The organism is Nocardia sp. 149-1B (assembly GCF_057747975.1).
Window position 1 is genome coordinate 3,555,461 of the sequence record NZ_CM173233.1, and the last position, 16,078, is coordinate 3,571,538.

19 protein-coding genes are annotated in these 16,078 nt (G+C 70.7%); 8 read left to right on the plus strand and 11 right to left on the minus strand.

Translation table 11 applies throughout. From position 1 onward, the window contains the following. Positions 1-4: 4 nt before the first annotated feature. Genes AC3ANS_RS16975 through clpS form a run of 5 tightly spaced genes read right to left on the minus strand, consistent with a single transcriptional unit; the run spans position 5 to position 2,143 of the window. Entirely contained in the window at positions 5-277 is a 273-nt protein-coding gene (locus AC3ANS_RS16975) for a MoaD family protein (protein ID WP_488292753.1), read from the minus strand. A 10-nt stretch (positions 278-287) separates the two neighbouring features. After that, positions 288-737, minus strand: coding sequence for a M67 family metallopeptidase (locus AC3ANS_RS16980; RefSeq protein ID WP_488292754.1), 450 nt, complete (start codon positions 735-737; stop codon positions 288-290). Between the two features lie 17 nt (positions 738-754). Then, a complete protein-coding gene (locus tag AC3ANS_RS16985; RefSeq protein WP_488292755.1) occupies positions 755-1,234 on the minus strand; it encodes an NUDIX hydrolase in 480 nt (159 codons plus the stop codon). Continuing rightward, a complete protein-coding gene (locus AC3ANS_RS16990; RefSeq protein ID WP_488292756.1) occupies positions 1,234-1,818 on the minus strand; it encodes a DUF2017 domain-containing protein in 585 nt (194 codons plus the stop codon). Before AC3ANS_RS16990 ends, AC3ANS_RS16985 begins: the two co-directional genes overlap by 1 nt. Before the next feature lie 25 nt (positions 1,819-1,843). Beyond that, positions 1,844-2,143 carry an ATP-dependent Clp protease adapter ClpS gene (clpS, locus tag AC3ANS_RS16995; RefSeq protein WP_488292757.1) on the minus strand — a complete coding sequence of 100 codons (300 nt, stop codon included), beginning with the start codon at positions 2,141-2,143 and terminating at the stop codon, positions 1,844-1,846. 9 nt (positions 2,144-2,152) lie between these two features. On the opposite strand from clpS, the gene AC3ANS_RS17000 reads away from it, so the two are divergent. Then, positions 2,153-3,484: a nicotinate phosphoribosyltransferase gene (locus AC3ANS_RS17000; RefSeq protein ID WP_488296518.1), complete on the plus strand. Its 1,332-nt coding sequence runs from the start codon at positions 2,153-2,155 to the stop codon at positions 3,482-3,484. A 9-nt stretch (positions 3,485-3,493) separates the two neighbouring features. On the opposite strand, the gene AC3ANS_RS17005 is transcribed toward AC3ANS_RS17000, so the two are convergent. Then, on the minus strand, positions 3,494-4,732 hold the full coding sequence (locus tag AC3ANS_RS17005; RefSeq protein WP_488292758.1) for an AGE family epimerase/isomerase: 1,239 nt from the start codon (positions 4,730-4,732) through the stop codon (positions 3,494-3,496). Between the two features lie 58 nt (positions 4,733-4,790). On the opposite strand from AC3ANS_RS17005, the gene AC3ANS_RS17010 reads away from it, so the two are divergent. Together AC3ANS_RS17010 and AC3ANS_RS17015 are read left to right on the plus strand one after the other, a co-directional pair. Next, positions 4,791-5,375: an isochorismatase family protein gene (locus AC3ANS_RS17010; RefSeq protein ID WP_488292759.1), complete on the plus strand. Its 585-nt coding sequence runs from the start codon at positions 4,791-4,793 to the stop codon at positions 5,373-5,375. Continuing rightward, positions 5,368-6,138, plus strand: coding sequence for an enoyl-CoA hydratase-related protein (locus tag AC3ANS_RS17015; protein WP_488292760.1), 771 nt, complete (start codon positions 5,368-5,370; stop codon positions 6,136-6,138). Before AC3ANS_RS17010 ends, AC3ANS_RS17015 begins: the two co-directional genes overlap by 8 nt. 100 nt (positions 6,139-6,238) lie before the next feature. On the opposite strand, the gene AC3ANS_RS17020 is transcribed toward AC3ANS_RS17015, so the two are convergent. The 3 genes from AC3ANS_RS17020 to AC3ANS_RS17030 form a co-directional block, all read right to left on the minus strand. Then, positions 6,239-7,243 (minus strand): hypothetical protein, encoded by a 1,005-nt coding sequence (locus tag AC3ANS_RS17020; protein ID WP_488292761.1) that lies wholly within the window; start codon positions 7,241-7,243, stop codon positions 6,239-6,241. Positions 7,244-7,430: 187 nt separating this feature from the next. Beyond that, entirely contained in the window at positions 7,431-9,281 is a 1,851-nt protein-coding gene (locus tag AC3ANS_RS17025; protein WP_488292762.1) for a bifunctional metallophosphatase/5'-nucleotidase, read from the minus strand. A 53-nt stretch (positions 9,282-9,334) separates the two neighbouring features. Next, a complete protein-coding gene (locus AC3ANS_RS17030) occupies positions 9,335-9,862 on the minus strand; it encodes a DUF1697 domain-containing protein (RefSeq protein ID WP_488292763.1) in 528 nt (175 codons plus the stop codon). Positions 9,863-9,917: 55 nt separating this feature from the next. Between AC3ANS_RS17030 and AC3ANS_RS17035 the strand changes: the two genes are divergently transcribed. Then, positions 9,918-10,337: a MarR family winged helix-turn-helix transcriptional regulator gene (locus tag AC3ANS_RS17035; RefSeq protein WP_488292764.1), complete on the plus strand. Its 420-nt coding sequence runs from the start codon at positions 9,918-9,920 to the stop codon at positions 10,335-10,337. Continuing rightward, on the plus strand, positions 10,334-11,590 hold the full coding sequence (locus AC3ANS_RS17040) for an MFS transporter (protein WP_488292765.1): 1,257 nt from the start codon (positions 10,334-10,336) through the stop codon (positions 11,588-11,590). Before AC3ANS_RS17035 ends, AC3ANS_RS17040 begins: the two co-directional genes overlap by 4 nt. Positions 11,591-11,659: 69 nt before the next feature. On the opposite strand, the gene hppD is transcribed toward AC3ANS_RS17040, so the two are convergent. Then, a complete protein-coding gene (gene hppD / locus AC3ANS_RS17045; RefSeq protein ID WP_488292766.1) occupies positions 11,660-12,853 on the minus strand; it encodes a 4-hydroxyphenylpyruvate dioxygenase in 1,194 nt (397 codons plus the stop codon). 82 nt (positions 12,854-12,935) lie between these two features. On the opposite strand from hppD, the gene AC3ANS_RS17050 reads away from it, so the two are divergent. The 3 genes from AC3ANS_RS17050 to AC3ANS_RS17060 are packed head-to-tail and all read left to right on the plus strand — an operon-like array spanning position 12,936 to position 15,367. Further along, positions 12,936-13,403: an Lrp/AsnC family transcriptional regulator gene (locus AC3ANS_RS17050; RefSeq protein WP_488292767.1), complete on the plus strand. Its 468-nt coding sequence runs from the start codon at positions 12,936-12,938 to the stop codon at positions 13,401-13,403. A gap of 26 nt (positions 13,404-13,429) precedes the next feature. Next, positions 13,430-13,609 carry a hypothetical protein gene (locus tag AC3ANS_RS17055; protein WP_488292768.1) on the plus strand — a complete coding sequence of 60 codons (180 nt, stop codon included), beginning with the start codon at positions 13,430-13,432 and terminating at the stop codon, positions 13,607-13,609. Positions 13,610-13,621: 12 nt separating this feature from the next. Continuing rightward, positions 13,622-15,367: a methyl-accepting chemotaxis protein gene (locus AC3ANS_RS17060; RefSeq protein ID WP_488292769.1), complete on the plus strand. Its 1,746-nt coding sequence runs from the start codon at positions 13,622-13,624 to the stop codon at positions 15,365-15,367. Between the two features lie 61 nt (positions 15,368-15,428). Here the strand turns inward: AC3ANS_RS17060 and AC3ANS_RS17065 are convergent, their stop codons facing one another. Then, positions 15,429-16,067, minus strand: a complete 639-nt coding sequence (locus AC3ANS_RS17065; RefSeq protein WP_488292770.1) for an IclR family transcriptional regulator — start codon at positions 16,065-16,067, stop codon at positions 15,429-15,431. Positions 16,068-16,078: the final 11 nt, after the last annotated feature.

The following is a 16,078-nucleotide window of genomic DNA, read 5'->3' on the forward strand; positions in this document are numbered from 1 at the left end:
GTGCTCAGCCGCCGGCGACGGCCGGCAGCACGACGACCTGGTCGCCGTCGCTGAGCTCGGCGTCGAGCCCGCCGATGAACCGGACGTCCTCGTCGTTGACGTAGACGTTGACGAACCGTCGCAGGTCGCCGTTCTCGATGAGCCGGTCCTTGAGCCCGGGGTGGTTGGCCTCCAGGTCGTCGATCAGCGCGGTCAGGCTGGCGCCCTCGCCGGTGACGGCCTTCTCGCCGCCGGTGTAGGTGCGCAGGATGGTCGGGATCCGGACCTCGATGGCCATGGGTTGCTCCTCAGTTGCTCGTGGGCAGGGCGTCGACCACGGTGACCTCTTCCTCGGTCACCTCGCCGTCGACGATCCTGTAGGACCTGAACTCCACGGGACCGTCGTTATTCCCATCCTCCGTGAAGGAGTGGCGGGTGCTGACGAGCACGTAGTGCGCGTTCGGCTCGCTGGCCAGGCCGATGTCGGTGCGGCTGGGGTAGGCCTCGGTGGCCGTGTGCGAGTGGTAGATCACCACCGGCTCCTCGTCGTTCGCGTCCATCTCCTTGTAGAGCTGGAACAGGTCCGTGGAGTCGAACTCGTAGAACGTCGGGCTGCCGGCCGCGTTGACCATCTCGACGAACCGCTCGGGACGGTCGGTGCCCTCGGGGCCGGCGACCACGCCGCAGGCCTCGTCGGGGTGGTCTCGCAACGCGTGCGCGACGATGGCGTCGTACGTCGCTCGGGCGATGGTCAGCACCGCTCCAGCGTAGGCGCTCAGCCGCGGAACCTCGCCGCGGTCTCATCGGCGAGGACGTCGTCGATCCGCTCCCGCAGCCAGTCGGTCATCTCGGGCAACGCGTCGACCGGCCACCAGCGGACGTCGGTGTTCTCGTCGTCGGCCACCCGTGCCTCACCGGACACCCACGAGCACGCGAAGGTGAGGTCGAGGTAGACGCCCAGGTCGCCGTTGCCGTGCCTGACCTGCGGGCTCGAGCCGACCGACGCCAGCCGCTCGACCGTGACCACGACTCCGGTCTCCTCGAGTGCCTCGCGGGCGGCCCCGACGGCCGGCTCCTCGCCGGGGTCGAGGATGCCCGTGATCGGCGCCCACTCGTCGTTGTCGGCCCGGCGGGTCAGCAGCACCTCGGGGCCGGCCTGCCCCTCACGCAGCACGACGGCGGTGACCGCAGGCAGCCACAGCTCCAGCGTGCCGACGAGGGCACGGAGCTCGGCGACGAACGGAGGGATCGGCATCAGTCGCTCAGCGCTTCCACGAGGGTCTCCTGCAGGTAGCCCACCCACTCGTAGATGTCGTGGGCCTGGGCCCGCGGGTCCTCGTCGGGCAGCGAGTGCCAGTACTCCTCGTCACCCTCCTCGACCTCGAGCCGGGTGGCGAGCGCCAGTCGCAGGTCGGTGAACGACCGCATCCAGGTCTCGGCGGTCGGCGCGTCGAGCTCGACGTCGATCATCAGGCCGTCCTCGGTCAGCTCCGGCGGCAGTCCGGCCTCCTCGAGACCGTCGATGATCGCCACCGCGGCGGCGGCCTTGCCGTCGCGCAACGCCCCCTCGGTGAACCGGCGGAACTCCGCCGCCGCCTCCTCGTCGGAGGGGTACGCCGTCGGGAACAGCCGCGCCAGCACCGGATCCTCGGGCGCCTGGGTCGGCCCGGAGAAGTCCATCATCGCCTCGAACGGGTCGAGGTCGTCGCGCGGCACCGCGGCCTCGTTGCGCAGCAGCTCGACGAGCTGGCCGGCCAGCGAGCGCAGCAGGTCCGCCTCGAAGCCGGTGAAGTTGGCGATGATCAGCTTGCTGCGGCGGTGCCGGTGGAAGCCGCTCATCGGTTCCTCACCGGGACGCTCACGCTCACTCCTGCTTGTCCATCGTTGCCCACAGGCCGTACTCGTGCATGGCCTGCACGTCGCGCTCCATCTCCTCGCGGGTGCCCGAGCTGACCACCGACTTGCCGTCCTCGTGGACCTCCATCATCAGCTTCTCCGCCTTCTTCTTGGAGTAGCCGAAGTACTTGTGGAACACGTAGGTGACGTACGACATCAGGTTGACCGGGTCGTTCCAGACGATGGTCACCCACGGCTTCGCGGTCTGGGTGATCTCGTCGGGCGTGAGAGTCGGCTCGACCTCGACGGGGGCAGACACGCCACCCATGTTGGCACACTGTCGGGTGTGCCCCACTCCCCCGCACCCAGCCTCAGCCCTGGACTCAGCACCGCGCTCCTGACCGACCACTACGAGCTGACGATGCTCCAGGCCGCCCTGCAGAGCGGCACGGCACACCGGCGATCGGTCTTCGAGCTCTTCGCCCGCCGCCTCCCCTCGGGGCGGAGGTACGGCGTGGTCGCCGGCGTGGGCCGCGCGCTCGACGCGATCGAGCGGTTCCGGTTCGACGATCCGGCGCTCGCGGTGCTCTCCGAGGTGGTGGACGCACGGACGCTGGAGTGGCTGGCGTCGTACCGCTTCTCGGGTGACGTCTGGGGCTACGCCGAGGGCGAGGCGTACTTCCCGTACTCCCCCGTCGCGATCGTGGAGTCGACGTTCGCCGAGGCGGTGCTCCTGGAGACGTTGCTGCTCTCGATCTACAACCACGACTCCGCGATCGCCTCGGCCGCCTCGCGGATGACGATGGTCGCCGGCCACCGGCCCTGCATCGAGATGGGCTCGCGCCGCACCCACGAGGAGGCGGCGGTCGCGGCCGCGCGGGCGGCGTACATCGCCGGCTTCGCGACGACCTCCAACCTCGCCGCCCGGCAGCGGTACGGCGTGCCGAGCGCGGGCACCAGCGCCCACAGCTTCACGCTGCTGCACGACACCGAGGCCGACGCGTTCCGCGCCCAGGTCACCTCGCTCGGGACCGGCACCACGCTGCTCGTCGACACCTACGACGTCGCCGAGGCGGTCCGGCTCGCCGTCGAGGTCGCCGGCCCCGACCTCGGCGCGGTACGCCTGGACTCCGGCGACCTGGGCGCACTCGCCCACGAGGTTCGCGCGCAGCTCGACTCCCTGGGCGCCACCGGGACCCGGATCGTGGTGACCAGCGACCTGGACGAGTTCGCGATCGCCGCCCTGGCAGCGGCGCCGGTCGACGGGTACGGCGTGGGCACCGAGCTGGTGACCGGCAGCGGCCACCCGACGTGCGGGTTCGTCTACAAGCTCGTCGCCCACGCCGCCGGGCTCGAGGAGGACGCCGAGATGGTGGCGGTGGCCAAGCGCAGCGTCGACAAGGCCTCGGTGGGCGGCCGCAAGTACGCGCTGCGACGCCGGTCGGCCTCCGGACGCGCGCAGGCGGAGGTCGTCGGCATCGGCACGCCCCCGGTCGACGACGGGGACGACCGCCCGTTGCTCGTGCCCCTCGTGCGCGACGGCGAGATCGTGGGGCGTGAGTCGCTGGAGGCCGCGCGGAACCGGCACCGGTCGGCACGTGCCGAGCTGCCGGCGGCTGCGCAGCAGATGTCGCGCGGCGAGCCGGTCATCCCCACCCTCCAGGTGTGAGCCTTCGGCTCAGCTCCGGCTCGGAGCCCTGAGCTGGCCGGCCAGCGAGGGCGCGATGGGAAGCCGGCTGAGCAGCGTTGCCTGGTAGGCGTGGTAGACGTCGGGCTTGCCCGACCAGACGCCGGCAGCGGGCCGGTTGGCCGGATCCAGCTCGTGGAACCAGCTGCCGGCGTGCGGGACGTGGTCCACGAAGTGCCGGTCGGCGAAGTCCCACCACTCCCGCTCGAGGTCGGCGTACCGCTGCTCGCCGGTGCGCAACGCCAGGGCGGCCGACACGCCGATCGCCTCGGCCAGCACCCAGTGCATCCGGTTGCGTACGACGGGACGGTCGGCCCAGTCGGTGGTGTAGACGAACCCGGGAGCCCCGTCGACGCCCCAGCCGATCTCCACCGCGCGGTCGAACAGCGCGCGAGCGTCCTCGAGCAGCCAGGCCGGCGGAGAGTCGAGCGCCGCCTCGATCTGGAGCAGCAGGCGCCCCCACTCGAGCAGGTGCCCCGGCGTGACGCCGTACGGCCGGAACTGGTCACCGGGCCGGTCGGCGTTGTACTCCGGCAGCGGCGCCCAGTGCTCGTCGAAGTGCTCGAGGACCCGGTGGCCGCGGGCGGCCGCGACCTCGTGCACCAGGTGCTCGGCGATGCCGAGGGCGGTCTGGTGCCAGCGGCCCTCGCCGCTCACGTCGCCGAGGGCGAGCAGGGCCTCCACGGAGTGCATGCTGCTGTTGGCTCCCCGGTAGGCCTCGGGGGTGCCCAGGTCGCGCGGGTAGCCGTCGACCACGCGCCCCCGGTCGTCGAGGAAGAACCGCTCGAAGACCTCGACCGCCTCGTCGAGCAGCTCCCGGGCACCGGGTACGCCGGCCGCGAGCGCTCCGGACCCGGCCAGCACCACGAACGCGTGGTCGTAGGCCAGCTTGTGCTCGGCCGCCGGGTCGCCGGACCGGTCGACGGAGCCGAGCCAGCCGGGGTGGTCCCGGTCGCGCAGCGGGCCCGAGGCGAGCGCACCGGCGCCGAGCGCGGCGAGCTCGGCCGCGCCGGGCTCACCTCGCAGCGTCGCGAGCGCGAAGACATGGGTCATCCGTGCGGTGATCCAGGTCTGCACGGGTTGGCCGGGATCCACGACACCGTCGTCGTCCAGCCACCCGAAGCCCAGCCCGGGGAGTGCGCTCTTGCGGGCGAAGGCCAGCAGCCTCCTGCCCTCGGCCTCGCGGTCCATCACGAGCTGCTCCTCACTCCTGCGGTGTGCGGATGCCACGCTAGTGCCCCTCGCCGAGACCGTGCCGCGCGCCCGAGAGCAGTGACAGACTCCGAGCATGAGCGACATCAAGCGTGCGCTGCTCGTCACCGACGTCCAGAACGACTTCTGCGAGGGCGGGTCGCTGCCCGTGGAGGGAGGGGCCCGGGTGGCTGCCGACATCGCCGAGGTCGTGCACGCGTGGGTCGGTGGCGGGCCGGACGCCCCCGACTATGCCCACGTCGTGGCCACCAAGGACCACCACGTCGACCCGGGAGCGCACTGGTCGCGGGAGCCCGACTACCGCGACTCCTGGCCGGTCCACTGCCGGGTCGGGACCGACGGGGCGTCCTTCCACCCGAACCTCGACCCCCTGCCCTTCGACGCCATCTTCCTCAAGGGCGAGCACGAGGCGGCGTACTCCGGGTTCCAGGGCCGCACGGTCGAGGGCGTCGGACTGGCCGACTGGCTGCGCGAGCACGAGGTCACCGAGGTGGACGTGTGCGGGATCGCCACCGACTACTGCGTGCGCACCACCGCCCTGGACGCCGTACGCGCCGGGCTCACGACGCGGGTGCTCCGGGACCTGTGCGCCGGGGTCGCCCCGGAGACCTCGGCGGCGGCACTCGACGAGCTGCGTGCCGCCGGAGTCACCGTTGTCTGACCTCGAGATCGGCGCCTCGGCAGGGGTGCTGCGGCTGACGTTGAATCGCCCGGACATGCTCAACGCGCTCACGGGCCCGATGGCCGACGAGCTCGCGGCGGCCGTCGAGTCGGCGACCGCTCGCGAGGACGTCCGGGTGGTGGTGATCGCCGGCGCCGGAGCGGCCTTCTGCGCAGGCGCGGACATCTCGGGCACGGACGCCCATGAGCACTTCGACGTCTCGGCACTCGATCGTGCCAACCGGATCGTCCGCGCGATCACGTCCTGCCCCAAGCCGGTGGTGGCCGCCGTCAACGGCGTCGCGGCCGGCGTCGGCTGCTCGATCGCCCTCGCCGCCGACCTCGCCGTGGCCGGGGCCTCGGGATCGTTCCTGCTCGCCTTCTCCCGGATCGGGTTGATGCCCGACGGCGGCGCCTCCGCCACCGTCGCCGCGGCGATCGGGCGGGCTCGCGCGATGCGGATGGCGCTGCTCGCCGAGCCGCTGAGCGCGGCCGAGGCGTACGCCGCCGGCCTGGTCAGCCACCTCGTGGCCGACGACGAGCTCTCGGCGTACGTCTCCTCGCTCGCCGCGCGCCTCGCCGCCGGCGCACCCCTGGCGCTCGCCGCCACCAAGAAGGCGGTCAACGCCGCCACCCTCCCCGGCCTGGAGGACGCGCTCGAGCGCGAACGCTCCGGCCAGGCCGTCCTGCTCCGCACCACCGACGCCGCCGAGGGCATGCGCGCCTTCTCCGAGCGCCGGCGGCCGGTGTTCCGCGGGGAGTGACGCGCCGCCGCCCCTTGTAACGCTCCTTTATTGCCCCTTGGGCAGACGTCCTCGAGCGCTGGCCCAGGGCGATAAAGGAGCGTTACAGCTGGTCGAGCGATCACCCAGCTCGCCGTACGACGTACGGCGCGAGGTCGTCGATCGAGGTGCCGAAGAGGGTGTTCGTCGCGGTGATCTCGCGCCTGAGCCGGCGCTGGGTGGCGGCCCACCTGCCGGGCTGCACATCGGGCCAGACCAGTCTCGACATGCCGAGTTTGAAGCCACACATCCAGTCCTGCCGCTGCTTCTCGTGCCACAGCGCGTCCTCGGGGGTGATGGCGAACCCACCATCGGCCGCGGTGCGGAACTTCAGCCGGCCGTCGAACTCGACCAGGTGTCGCCCGATGCGCAGGTCGGCGAACGCCGTCCGGCCGGCGTCGCGCAGTCCGAACTGCAGCTCCACCTCACCCATCTCGAGCTGCTTGACCATCAGCATGGCGAGGGCCTCCCCGGGGCTCTCACATCGGCCGTCGGCGAGCTCCACCGCCTCGCGGCAGACGGTGACATGTCGCCAGCTGCGCATCGGCACGATCGCTGCCTCGAGCGTGCGCCGAGCCACCCCGGCGCGCAGGGCCGAGCTCGCCGCGACCACTCCGTGTCGCAGGCCGTGCTCGCGAGCGATGTCGGCGACCGTGCGCGGTACGTCGAGGGCGGGGACCTCACCGACGAACGCGATCTGCTCGGGCGTGAACGGCGCCTTGTGGTGCTTCACGCCGTGCTGGGTCCGGTGGCCGAGCACGCCGAACCGCGTGATGTGCACGAGGCGAGGGCGAACCGCCAGCACGGCCAGCTCCTGAAGGAGTGCCGAGGAGTCGTGGCTCATCACGTGGGGAACCACCATGTTCATGCTGGCCGCCCTGGCCTCGAGGCAGGGACGGCCGACGTACTCGTCGAGGGAGTCCCACAGCAGCCGGGTCGTGTAGACGCCCCAGCGCACGGCGACCCAGTCACCGTCACGGAGCAGGCGGGTGATCCGCTTCGGGGACAGCCCGCAGGCGAGTGCCTCGCGGCGCAGAAGGAGCCCGCCCTGCGCGGCCATCCGCGCTGCAGCGATGTCGTCGGTCATCCCGCGAGCCTCGCCGCGAGCCGACCTTCGCCGCGCCGACGAGCAGCCGGCCTGTGGATCGCGGGGGTGCCGGACGCCCTGTGGACGACTGCCGGCCCCCTTGTAACGCTCCTTTATGGCCGGGTGGCCACGCTTGGCGACCGCGTCGACAAGGGCAATAAAGGAGCGTTACAAGCGGAAGGGAGCCTCAGCTCACCGTGATCGGCTTGCCACCGGAGACCAGGCGCCAGTCGACGGAGGCGAACTTGGCCGGGTCGATGGTGCCGTGGGCGGTGACCCAGTCGATGAGCAGCTGGCGGATCTCGTTCTGCCGGTTGTAGACCACGGTCGCGGTCGAGACGGCCGGGAAGCCACCACCACCGGACTGCCGGTAGTTGTTGACCGCCATCGCGAACTGGTCGGTCGCCTCGACCGCCTTGCCGCCATAGGCCAGGTTCAGGATCCGCGAACCGACCGGCTGGGAGATGTCGATGTCGTAGGTCAGCGGGGCGTCGAGGCCGGCGATCGCGTCGTAGTTGTAGTCGGGCGTGCCGTTGGGGGCCGTGGCCGTCACCGCGTTGGTGACCTGGTCCATCGTGAACGGACCGGTGCCGGTGATCTGCTTGAAGTAGCGCGCGGACCACTCCAGGTAGGCCTTCACGTCGGCGCCCGACACCTGCACACCCAGCAGGGTGTTGTCGTAGATGTAGAGGCCGGCGACGTCACGCACGGAGACCTGGCCGGAGGGGAACGACGCCGAGCGGTTGAACGGTGCGGCGATCGAGAGCACCGGCAGCGATGCCGCCGCGCCGGTGAGCCCCGCCTTGACCGCATCGGCCTGGACGTAGTTGACGAAGTCGATGATCGGCACGTCCTCGACGACCGCGCGCGCGGCCGAGAGGGCAGCGGCCGAGGTGCCGACCGGGCTGTTGACGTAGGTCACCACGGTGTCGTGCTGCTCCTGCACGGCCGCCGCGACGGCCGGGTGGGCGTCGACGGTGTTGGAGTTCAGCAGCTGCGAGCCGACGCCGACCAGGTCCCACTTCAGCTTGCCCTGCTTGGTGTATCCCTCGCGCACGATGAAGTCCATCACCGCCAGCCGCATGCCCCAGTAGTACGGCTCGCACAGCAGGACCTGCTGGCCGGTGTGCACGTTGCGCACGAAGCGCTGGTCGATCTCCTTGTGCGCGTGGCCCACGAGGATCGCGTCGACGCCGGGCACGTGCGCGGCCACCAGGGACGCGGCGTTCTCCGGGAACGGCAGCGCGTCGCCGTACGACGAGGAGGTGTCGGCACCGGAGTGAGCCGAGACGATCACGATGTCGCAGCCCTTGGCGCGCATCTTCGGCACGAACTTCTTCGCCTGCTGGACCAGGCCCGGGAACTCCATCTTGCCCTCGACGTTGGCCTTGTCCCAGATCGCGATGCCGGGGTTGGTCAGTCCGAGGATGCCCACCGTGAGCGTGCGGCCCTGGCCGACGCTGAACTTCTTGATGATGTACGGCGGGAAGGCCGGCAACCCGGTCGCGGGGTCGACCGCGTTGGCACCGAGCAACGGGAAGTCCAGCTGGTCCTCGAACGTGCGCAGCATGTCGAGCCCGTAGTTGAACTCGTGGTTGCCCAGCGCGGCCGCGTCGTACCCGACGAGGTTCATCGCCTTCGCCATCGGGTGCACGCCCCCCTGGGTGATCGGGGCGATCCGCGCGTAGTAGTACGCCAACGGCGTGCCCTGGATCGTGTCGCCGGCGTCGAGGGTGAGGATCGGCTCACCCTTGCGCTCGGCGCGCATGGCCTCGATGAGCGTCGCGACCTTGGCGATGCCGATGTCGTCGTGGGCGGAGTTGTCGAACTCCTTGTTCTTGAAGTAGTCCCAGTTGTAGACGTTGCCGTGCAGGTCGGTCGTGCCGAGCACCGTCAGGCGCACGCGCTTGCCGGGCTTGCGGGGGTCGTACTCCGCGGCGTACGACGGGGTGGTGGCGTACCCGGCCGCCGCGAGCGCGGCACCTCCGGTGACTCCACCTGCGAGAACAGCACGACGCGACGGCATGGGTTGTGACACGAATTCCTCCTGGGAAACGAGTGATCCTCAGGACGTTCTACCACCGTTCGGCGTCATGCGCCCCACCGTTCGGCCAACGCCTGGATGACGGTCAGGTTGCGATTGGTCGCGACACCCAGGTGCCTCTCCACGGCGGCGTTGGTGAGCCTCGCTTCGTGGTAGTTCTCGCCCAGCAGGAGGTGGACGGCGCGCCCGCCGACCTTGGCCACCTCGTCCGCGGTCGCGGTGGCCTCGAGCGCCGCGACGGCCGCCTCCGAGGGCTCCTGCTTGAGCAGTGACACGTAGTGCCGGCCGCCGTGGCCGAAGGTCGCCGCGTGCTCGGCGATCCGCGTGAGCTCCGCCGGCGTGAAGACGATCGTCGGCACCTCGAACCCCCGATCGGCCAGGAACGCGGACTCGAGCACCGACTCGATCCTCGCCCGAGACCGCAGCGTGGTCTCGAAGCGGATGTTGCCGGTGTTGATGTAGGTCTCGACGCCGGTGAAGCCGGCCGCCGCGACGGCCGCCCGGATGTCGTCCTTGGGGAACTTCCGCTTGGCGCCGAGGTTGATCGCGCGGAGGAACCCGACGTACGTGGCCATGACCACATCCTGCCCGAGTGGGAATTACATAGGTTTGCGATGCATTATGTCCTGCGTGTCCGACATCGAGCTCGCCAGCGACCTGGTCGTCCAGGCCGCGCGCCTCGTCCGCGCAGTACGTCGCGAGCTGGACCTGCCCGCCGGCACACGGATCCTCTCGCTGCTCGACGAGCACGGCCCCCTGGCGATCACCCAGCTGGCCGCGGTCGATCGCTCCTCCCAGCCGACGATGTCGGCGGCGGTCGCCCAGCTCGTGCGGCACGGCTGGGTCACCAAGGCACCCCATCCCGACGACGCCCGCAGCAACGTCGTCACCCTGACCGCCGCGGGCCGAGCCGAGCTCGCGGGCGTACGCCGCCGCCACGGCGAGCGCGTCGCCGCGCTGCTGACCGACCACCCCGACCTCACCACCGAGGACCTCGCCACGGCCGTCGCCGTGCTCCGGGCCGTCCTCGAGAAGGGCCCCATCTCGTGAACCCCTCCCCTGAGTCCGCCACCGAGCGACCCTCCGAGCACGGTCGCCTCCGGCAGCCCCGTGCCGTCTGGGCCGTTGCCTTCGCCTGCGTGATCGCCTTCATGGGCATCGGGCTCGTCGACCCGATCCTCAAGGAGATCGCAGCGAAGCTCGAGGCGAGCCCGAGCCAGGTCTCGCTGCTGTTCACCAGCTACATGGCGATCATGGGCATCTCGATGCTCGTCACCGGCGTGGTGTCGAGCCGGATCGGTCCCAAGCGCACGCTGCTCACCGGTCTCGTGCTGATCATCGTGTTCGCCGGCCTGGCCGGAGCGTCCGGCTCGGTCGGCGCGGTGATCGGCTTCCGCGCCGGGTGGGGACTGGGCAACGCGCTGTTCGTCGCGACCGCGCTGTCCACGATCGTGAGCGCGTCCAAGGGCTCGGTCGGGCAGGCGATCATCCTGTTCGAGGCCGCGCTCGGGCTCGGCATCGCCTCGGGTCCACTGCTCGGCGGCCTCTTGGGCGAGCACTCCTGGCGCGGACCGTTCTTCGGCGTCTCGGCACTGATGACGATCGCCGTCGTCGCCACGGCCCTGTTCCTGCCCGCGACACCGCCGACCGGACGGCGTACGTCGCTCGCCGACCCGTTCCGGGCACTGCGCCACCCCGCCCTGCTGCTGCTCGGCGTGGTCGCGATCTTCTACAACCTCGGCTTCTTCACGCTGCTGGCCGCCGGCCCGTTCGCCCTGCCGAGCTTCGACATCATGGACGTCGGTTGGACGTTCTTCGGCTGGGGCCTGCTGCTCGCGCTCACCTCGGTGTGGGCCGCGCCGGTGTTGCAGCGCCGGTTCGGCACCTTGCCCACGCTCACCGGGGTGCTCGCGCTGTTCGCCGCCGACCTCGCCGTGATCGCGGTGTACGCCGAGCATCAGGCCGTCGTCGCGAGCTGCATCGTGCTCGCGGGCGCGTTCATCGGCGTCAACAACACCCTGGTGACCGAGGCGGTCATGGGCGCCGCACCCGTCGAGCGGCCGGTCGCCTCGGCGGCGTACTCCTTCCTCCGCTTCACCGGCGGCGCGCTCGGGCCCTACGTCGCGCTCAAGCTGGGCGAGAACGTGGGCGTGCACGCACCGTTCTGGTTCGGCGCCGGGGCGGTCACCATCGGCGTGATCGTCGTGGCGGCCGGGACGCCCACTATCCGGCGCGCCCTGCACGCCGGGGCGCCGTCCGCCGAGGCGGAGGCCGAGGCCGAGCTGCTCGGCGACCTGGCCTGAGGACCTCGGCGACCGACGGGTCGTGTGCCTGAGCACGCGCCATGGAACGTGCTCAGGCACACGAGTCGGTCACAGGTTCCCCCGCAGCTCCTGCTCGCGCTCGATGGCCTCGAACAGCGCCTTGAAGTTGCCCTTGCCGAAGCCGAGCGAGCCGTGCCGCTCGATCAGCTCGAAGAACACGGTCGGGCGATCGCCGAGCGGCTTGGTGAAGATCTGCAGCAGGTAGCCGTCCTCGTCGCGGTCGACCAGGATCCCGCGCCGCTGGAGCTCTTCGATCGGCACGCGCACGTTGCCGATCCGGGCCCGCAGCTCCGGGTCCTCGTAGTAGGAGTCGGGCGTCGAGAGGAACTCCACGCCGTTGGCTCGCAGCGCGTCGACCGAGGCCAGGATGTCGTTGGTCGCCACCGCGAGGTGTTGGGCGCCGGCGCCCCGGTAGAACTCGAGGTACTCGTCGATCTGCGACCTCTTCTTCGCGATCGCCGGCTCGTTGAGCGGGAACTTCACTCGGTGGTTGCCCGACGCGACGACCTTCGACATCAGCGCGGAGTAGTCGGTGGCGATGTCGTCGCCGATGAACTCCGCCATGTTCGTGAAGCCCATGACCCGGTTGTAGAACGCCACCCACTCGTCCATGTGACCGAGCTCGACGTTGCCGACCACGTGGTCGAGGGCCTGGAAGAGGCGCTTCGGCTGGCCCGGACGCTTCTGCCAGGTGCTCTGCTGGGCGACGTAGCCCGGCAGGTAGGGGCCGTCGTAGCGGCTGCGGTCGACCAGGGTGTGGATGGTCTCGCCGTACGTCGCGATCGCGGCGATCCGGACGGTGCCGTGCTCGTCGGTCAGGTCCTCGGGCTCCCGGACGACCCGCGCGCCGGCGCTCCGGGCCTGGGCGATGCAGCGGTCGACGTCGGGCACCTCCAGGGCGATGTCGACCACGCCGTCGCCGTGCCGGCGGTGATGGTCGGCCAGGGGGCTGTCGGGGTCGACCGCGCCGGTGACGACGAACTTGATCGATCCGGAGCGGAGCACGAACGACTTGTGGTCGCGGGTGCCGTTCTCGGGTCCGGCGTAGGCGACCAGGTCCATGCCCCAGGCGGACTGGTAGTAGTGCGCGGCCTGGGTGGCATTGCCGACGACGAAGACGATCGCGTCCCACCCGGTGACCGGGAAGACGTCGCTCTCCGCGTCGTACTCCACGAGCCCGACCAGCTCCTTGAGCTGCTCGAGGGTCAGATCGGCCTTGAGCTCGTCCGGTGTCAATGTCATGGCCGCAGCGTGGTCAGGGTCACACAGGATGTGCAAGGCTAACCTGATTCGCTGGACATATTGCTCAATTGGAGGCGCTTCGATGGACCAGCTCGACGGCAGATTGATCGAGCTGTTCGCCCGGCACCCGCGGGTGGGCGTGCTCGAGGCCTCGCGGCGCCTCGGCGTCGCCCGCGGCACGATCCAGGCGCGGCTGGACAAGCTCACCGCCGCCGGGGTGATCACCGGCTGGGGGCCCGAGCTGTCCCCCGCCGCGCTGGGCTACCCGGTCACGGCGTTCCTCACCCTCGAGATCCGGCAGGACGCCCGCACCGGAGGTCACGACGCGGTCGGCGAGCACCTCGCCTCGATCCCGGAGGTGCTCGAGGTGCACACCATCACCGGGGCCGGCGACCTGTGGGCGCGCGTGGTCGCGCGGTCCAACGCCGACCTGCAACGAGTGATCGACCTCGTGCTCGAGGCACCCACGATCGTGCGCTCCTCGACCGTGATCGCGCTGGCCACCCAGGTCCCCTACCGGGTGCTCCCCCTGGCCCGGACTCTCAAGTAACACGTTTCGCGGCCGATTCGAACGAGATGTCACGCAACGTCACCGAAGCCGCCACCGGCTCCACCGACATCGCCCACACCATCACCGGCTTCGCCCGCGCCGCCACCGACACCACCACCGCCGCCACCAGCACCAGCCAAGCCGCCGAAGAGCTCGCCCGCATGGCCGCCGACATGCAAGCACTCGTCGGACGCTTCACCTATTGATTCACCTACTCATTGCACCTTGCACTACCTCGGACCGCTCATCCGAGGAGGCTCGCGGCCGATGTTGTCTCACGAGAGCGTCGGGCGACCCTCGGCTGCCTCGAGCCAACTCAACACAAGGGAGCCATGGTGAAGAAGCTTGCACGCCGCGTCGACAATCTCCGGATCGGAGTACGACTGGGTGCCGTCTTCGCGCTGTGCGGCCTGCTGATCGCGGCCGCCTTCGCGCTCGACGTGAAGGCGCAGCATGACGCGTCGGGGATCGAGGACCAGGTGGAGCGGGCCGAGGCCGGCCAGCAGTACTCCGACCAGCTCCTGATCGCGATCAACGAGATCAGCGGCTGGCAGGGCCTCTACCTCGCCGACATCGGCGCCTACGGCGTCAAGAAGGCCCTGGACGCGGAGGACTACAACGTCCAGGGGTTCGCCACCTCGCAACAGGGCATCGACAAGCTCTTCAGCACCATGGACCGCTCGATGCTCACGTCCAAGGAGGACGCGATCATCACCGAGGTCAAGAACAGCTTCGACCAGTTCTTCGCCGAGGACGTCAAGATCCGCGCCATGCTGACCACCCGCGGGATCGCCGCGCTGCCGGACGTCATGGACAGCGTCAACGGCGGCCCCGCCGGCGAGTCGTGGTCGGCGACGTACGACGCCACCGGCAGGTTCCAGAAGCTCATCGACGCCCGCGTCGCGAAGATGCAGCACGACCAGGAGTCCAAGCTGGAGTCCGGTCGCCGGCTCGTGTGGATGGCGCTGGTGGCCGTCCTCGTCGCCGCCATCGGCCTGCTCCTGCTCGTCACCCGCTCCGTGGTGCGTCCGGTGCGGCACATGGTCGACCAGCTCCGTCTGGTCGCCTCCGGACAGCTCGGCGAACGCTCCGCCCTGGACCGCGGCGACGAGGTCGGCGAGATGTCCGCCGCCCTCGACGAGGCCCTCGACACCATCACCGACTCCCTGCGCCAGATGAGCACCAACGCCGACGGCCTCAGCGCCGCCTCCAACCGCCTCTCCGAGGTCTCCACCCAGATGTCCGGCGCCGCAACCGACGCCGCCACCCAGACCGACCTCGTCGCCGCAGCAGCCGAACAGGTCTCCCACAACGTCCAGACCGTCGCCGCCGGCACCGAGGAGATGTCCGCCTCCATCCGCGAGATCGCTCACAACGCCACCGACGCCGCCTCCGTCGCCGGCCGCGCCGTCGAAGCCGCCGAAGCCACCACCGCCACCGTCGCCAAGCTCGGCGACTCCTCCACCGAGGTCGGCAACGTCATCAAGGTCATCAACTCCATCGCCGAACAGACCAACCTCCTCGCCCTCAACGCCACCATCGAAGCCGCCCGCGCCGGCGAAGCAGGCAAGGGCTTCGCCGTCGTCGCCAACGAGGTCAAGGAACTCGCCCAAGAGACCGCCCGCGCCACCGAAGACATCAGCCGCCGCATCGAAGCCATCCAGACCGACACCGGCGAAGCCGTCGTCGCCATCGGCCACATCTCCGAGATCATCGCCCAGATCAGCGACACCCAGACCACGATCGCCTCCGCGGTCGAGGAACAGACCGCCACCACCAACGAGATGTCGCGCAACGTCACCGAAGCCGCCACCGGCTCCACCGACATCGCCCACACCATCACCGGCGTCGCCCGCGCCGCCACCGACACCACCACCGCCGCCACCAGCACCAGCCAAGCCGCCGAAGAGCTCGCCCGCATGGCCGCCGACATGCAAGCACTCGTCGGACGCTTCACCTACTAGCCACGACCCTCCTGGTCGCCGCCCTCCGGCGCCGACACCATGGGGAGGCGCGGCCCGGCTCTCACGAGAGCCGGGCCGCAACCTCCTCGGCCGCCCGGCACACCAGCGGCCCGACCACGTCGACGTCGACGTCACTGCCCAGGGTCACGATCCCGACGCTCGCCTCGAGGCCGTCCACGCCGCGCACCGGCGCCGCGAGACCCCGGGCTCCGGCCTGGAGCTCACCGGCAGTCACCGCGAACGGCGCAGGGTCGCCGCGCCGTCCCAGGAGGATCGCCTTGCCGGCCGCGCCCTGGACCAGCGGGTGCCGCGCCCCCACCCGGTAGCTGACGTGGAAGTCGGTCCACGACGGCTCCACCACCGCGAGCGCGAGAGCCTCCTCGCCGTCGGCTACCGTCAGGTGCGCGGTGCACCCCGCGGCCTCGGCCAGCTCGCGCAGCACGGGTACGGCGAGGTCGCGCAGCACCGGCTGCACCGCGGAGGCCAGGTGCAGCACTCCCAACCCGACGTGCAGCCTGCCCCGCGGGTCGCGGCGTACGAGCGCGTGCTGCTCGAGCGTGCTCACCAGCCGGTAGACCACCGTCCGGTTGACCTGGAGTCGGGCCGCCAGCTCGGTCACGGTGAGGCCGTCGGGCGATGCCGCCAGCGCGCCGAGGACCCGCAGTCCACGGTCCAGCGTCTGTGAGGTCTCGGCCGGCACGCCTCTGAGTC

Coding starts and splice junctions, on each gene's coding strand:
- AC3ANS_RS16975 (WP_488292753.1), bottom strand. CDS start 277: ATGGCCATCGAGGTCCGGATCCCGACCATCCTGCGCACCTACACCGGC.
- AC3ANS_RS17050 (WP_488292767.1), top strand. CDS start 12,936: ATGGACCAGCTCGACGGCAGATTGATCGAGCTGTTCGCCCGGCACCCG.
- AC3ANS_RS16985 (WP_488292755.1), bottom strand. CDS start 1,234: ATGCCGATCCCTCCGTTCGTCGCCGAGCTCCGTGCCCTCGTCGGCACG.
- AC3ANS_RS17020 (WP_488292761.1), bottom strand. CDS start 7,243: ATGACCGACGACATCGCTGCAGCGCGGATGGCCGCGCAGGGCGGGCTC.
- hppD (WP_488292766.1), bottom strand. CDS start 12,853: ATGACATTGACACCGGACGAGCTCAAGGCCGATCTGACCCTCGAGCAG.
- AC3ANS_RS17055 (WP_488292768.1), top strand. CDS start 13,430: ATGTCACGCAACGTCACCGAAGCCGCCACCGGCTCCACCGACATCGCC.
- clpS (WP_488292757.1), bottom strand. CDS start 2,143: ATGGGTGGCGTGTCTGCCCCCGTCGAGGTCGAGCCGACTCTCACGCCC.
- AC3ANS_RS16990 (WP_488292756.1), bottom strand. CDS start 1,818: ATGAGCGGCTTCCACCGGCACCGCCGCAGCAAGCTGATCATCGCCAAC.
- AC3ANS_RS17030 (WP_488292763.1), bottom strand. CDS start 9,862: ATGGCCACGTACGTCGGGTTCCTCCGCGCGATCAACCTCGGCGCCAAG.
- AC3ANS_RS17010 (WP_488292759.1), top strand. CDS start 4,791: ATGAGCGACATCAAGCGTGCGCTGCTCGTCACCGACGTCCAGAACGAC.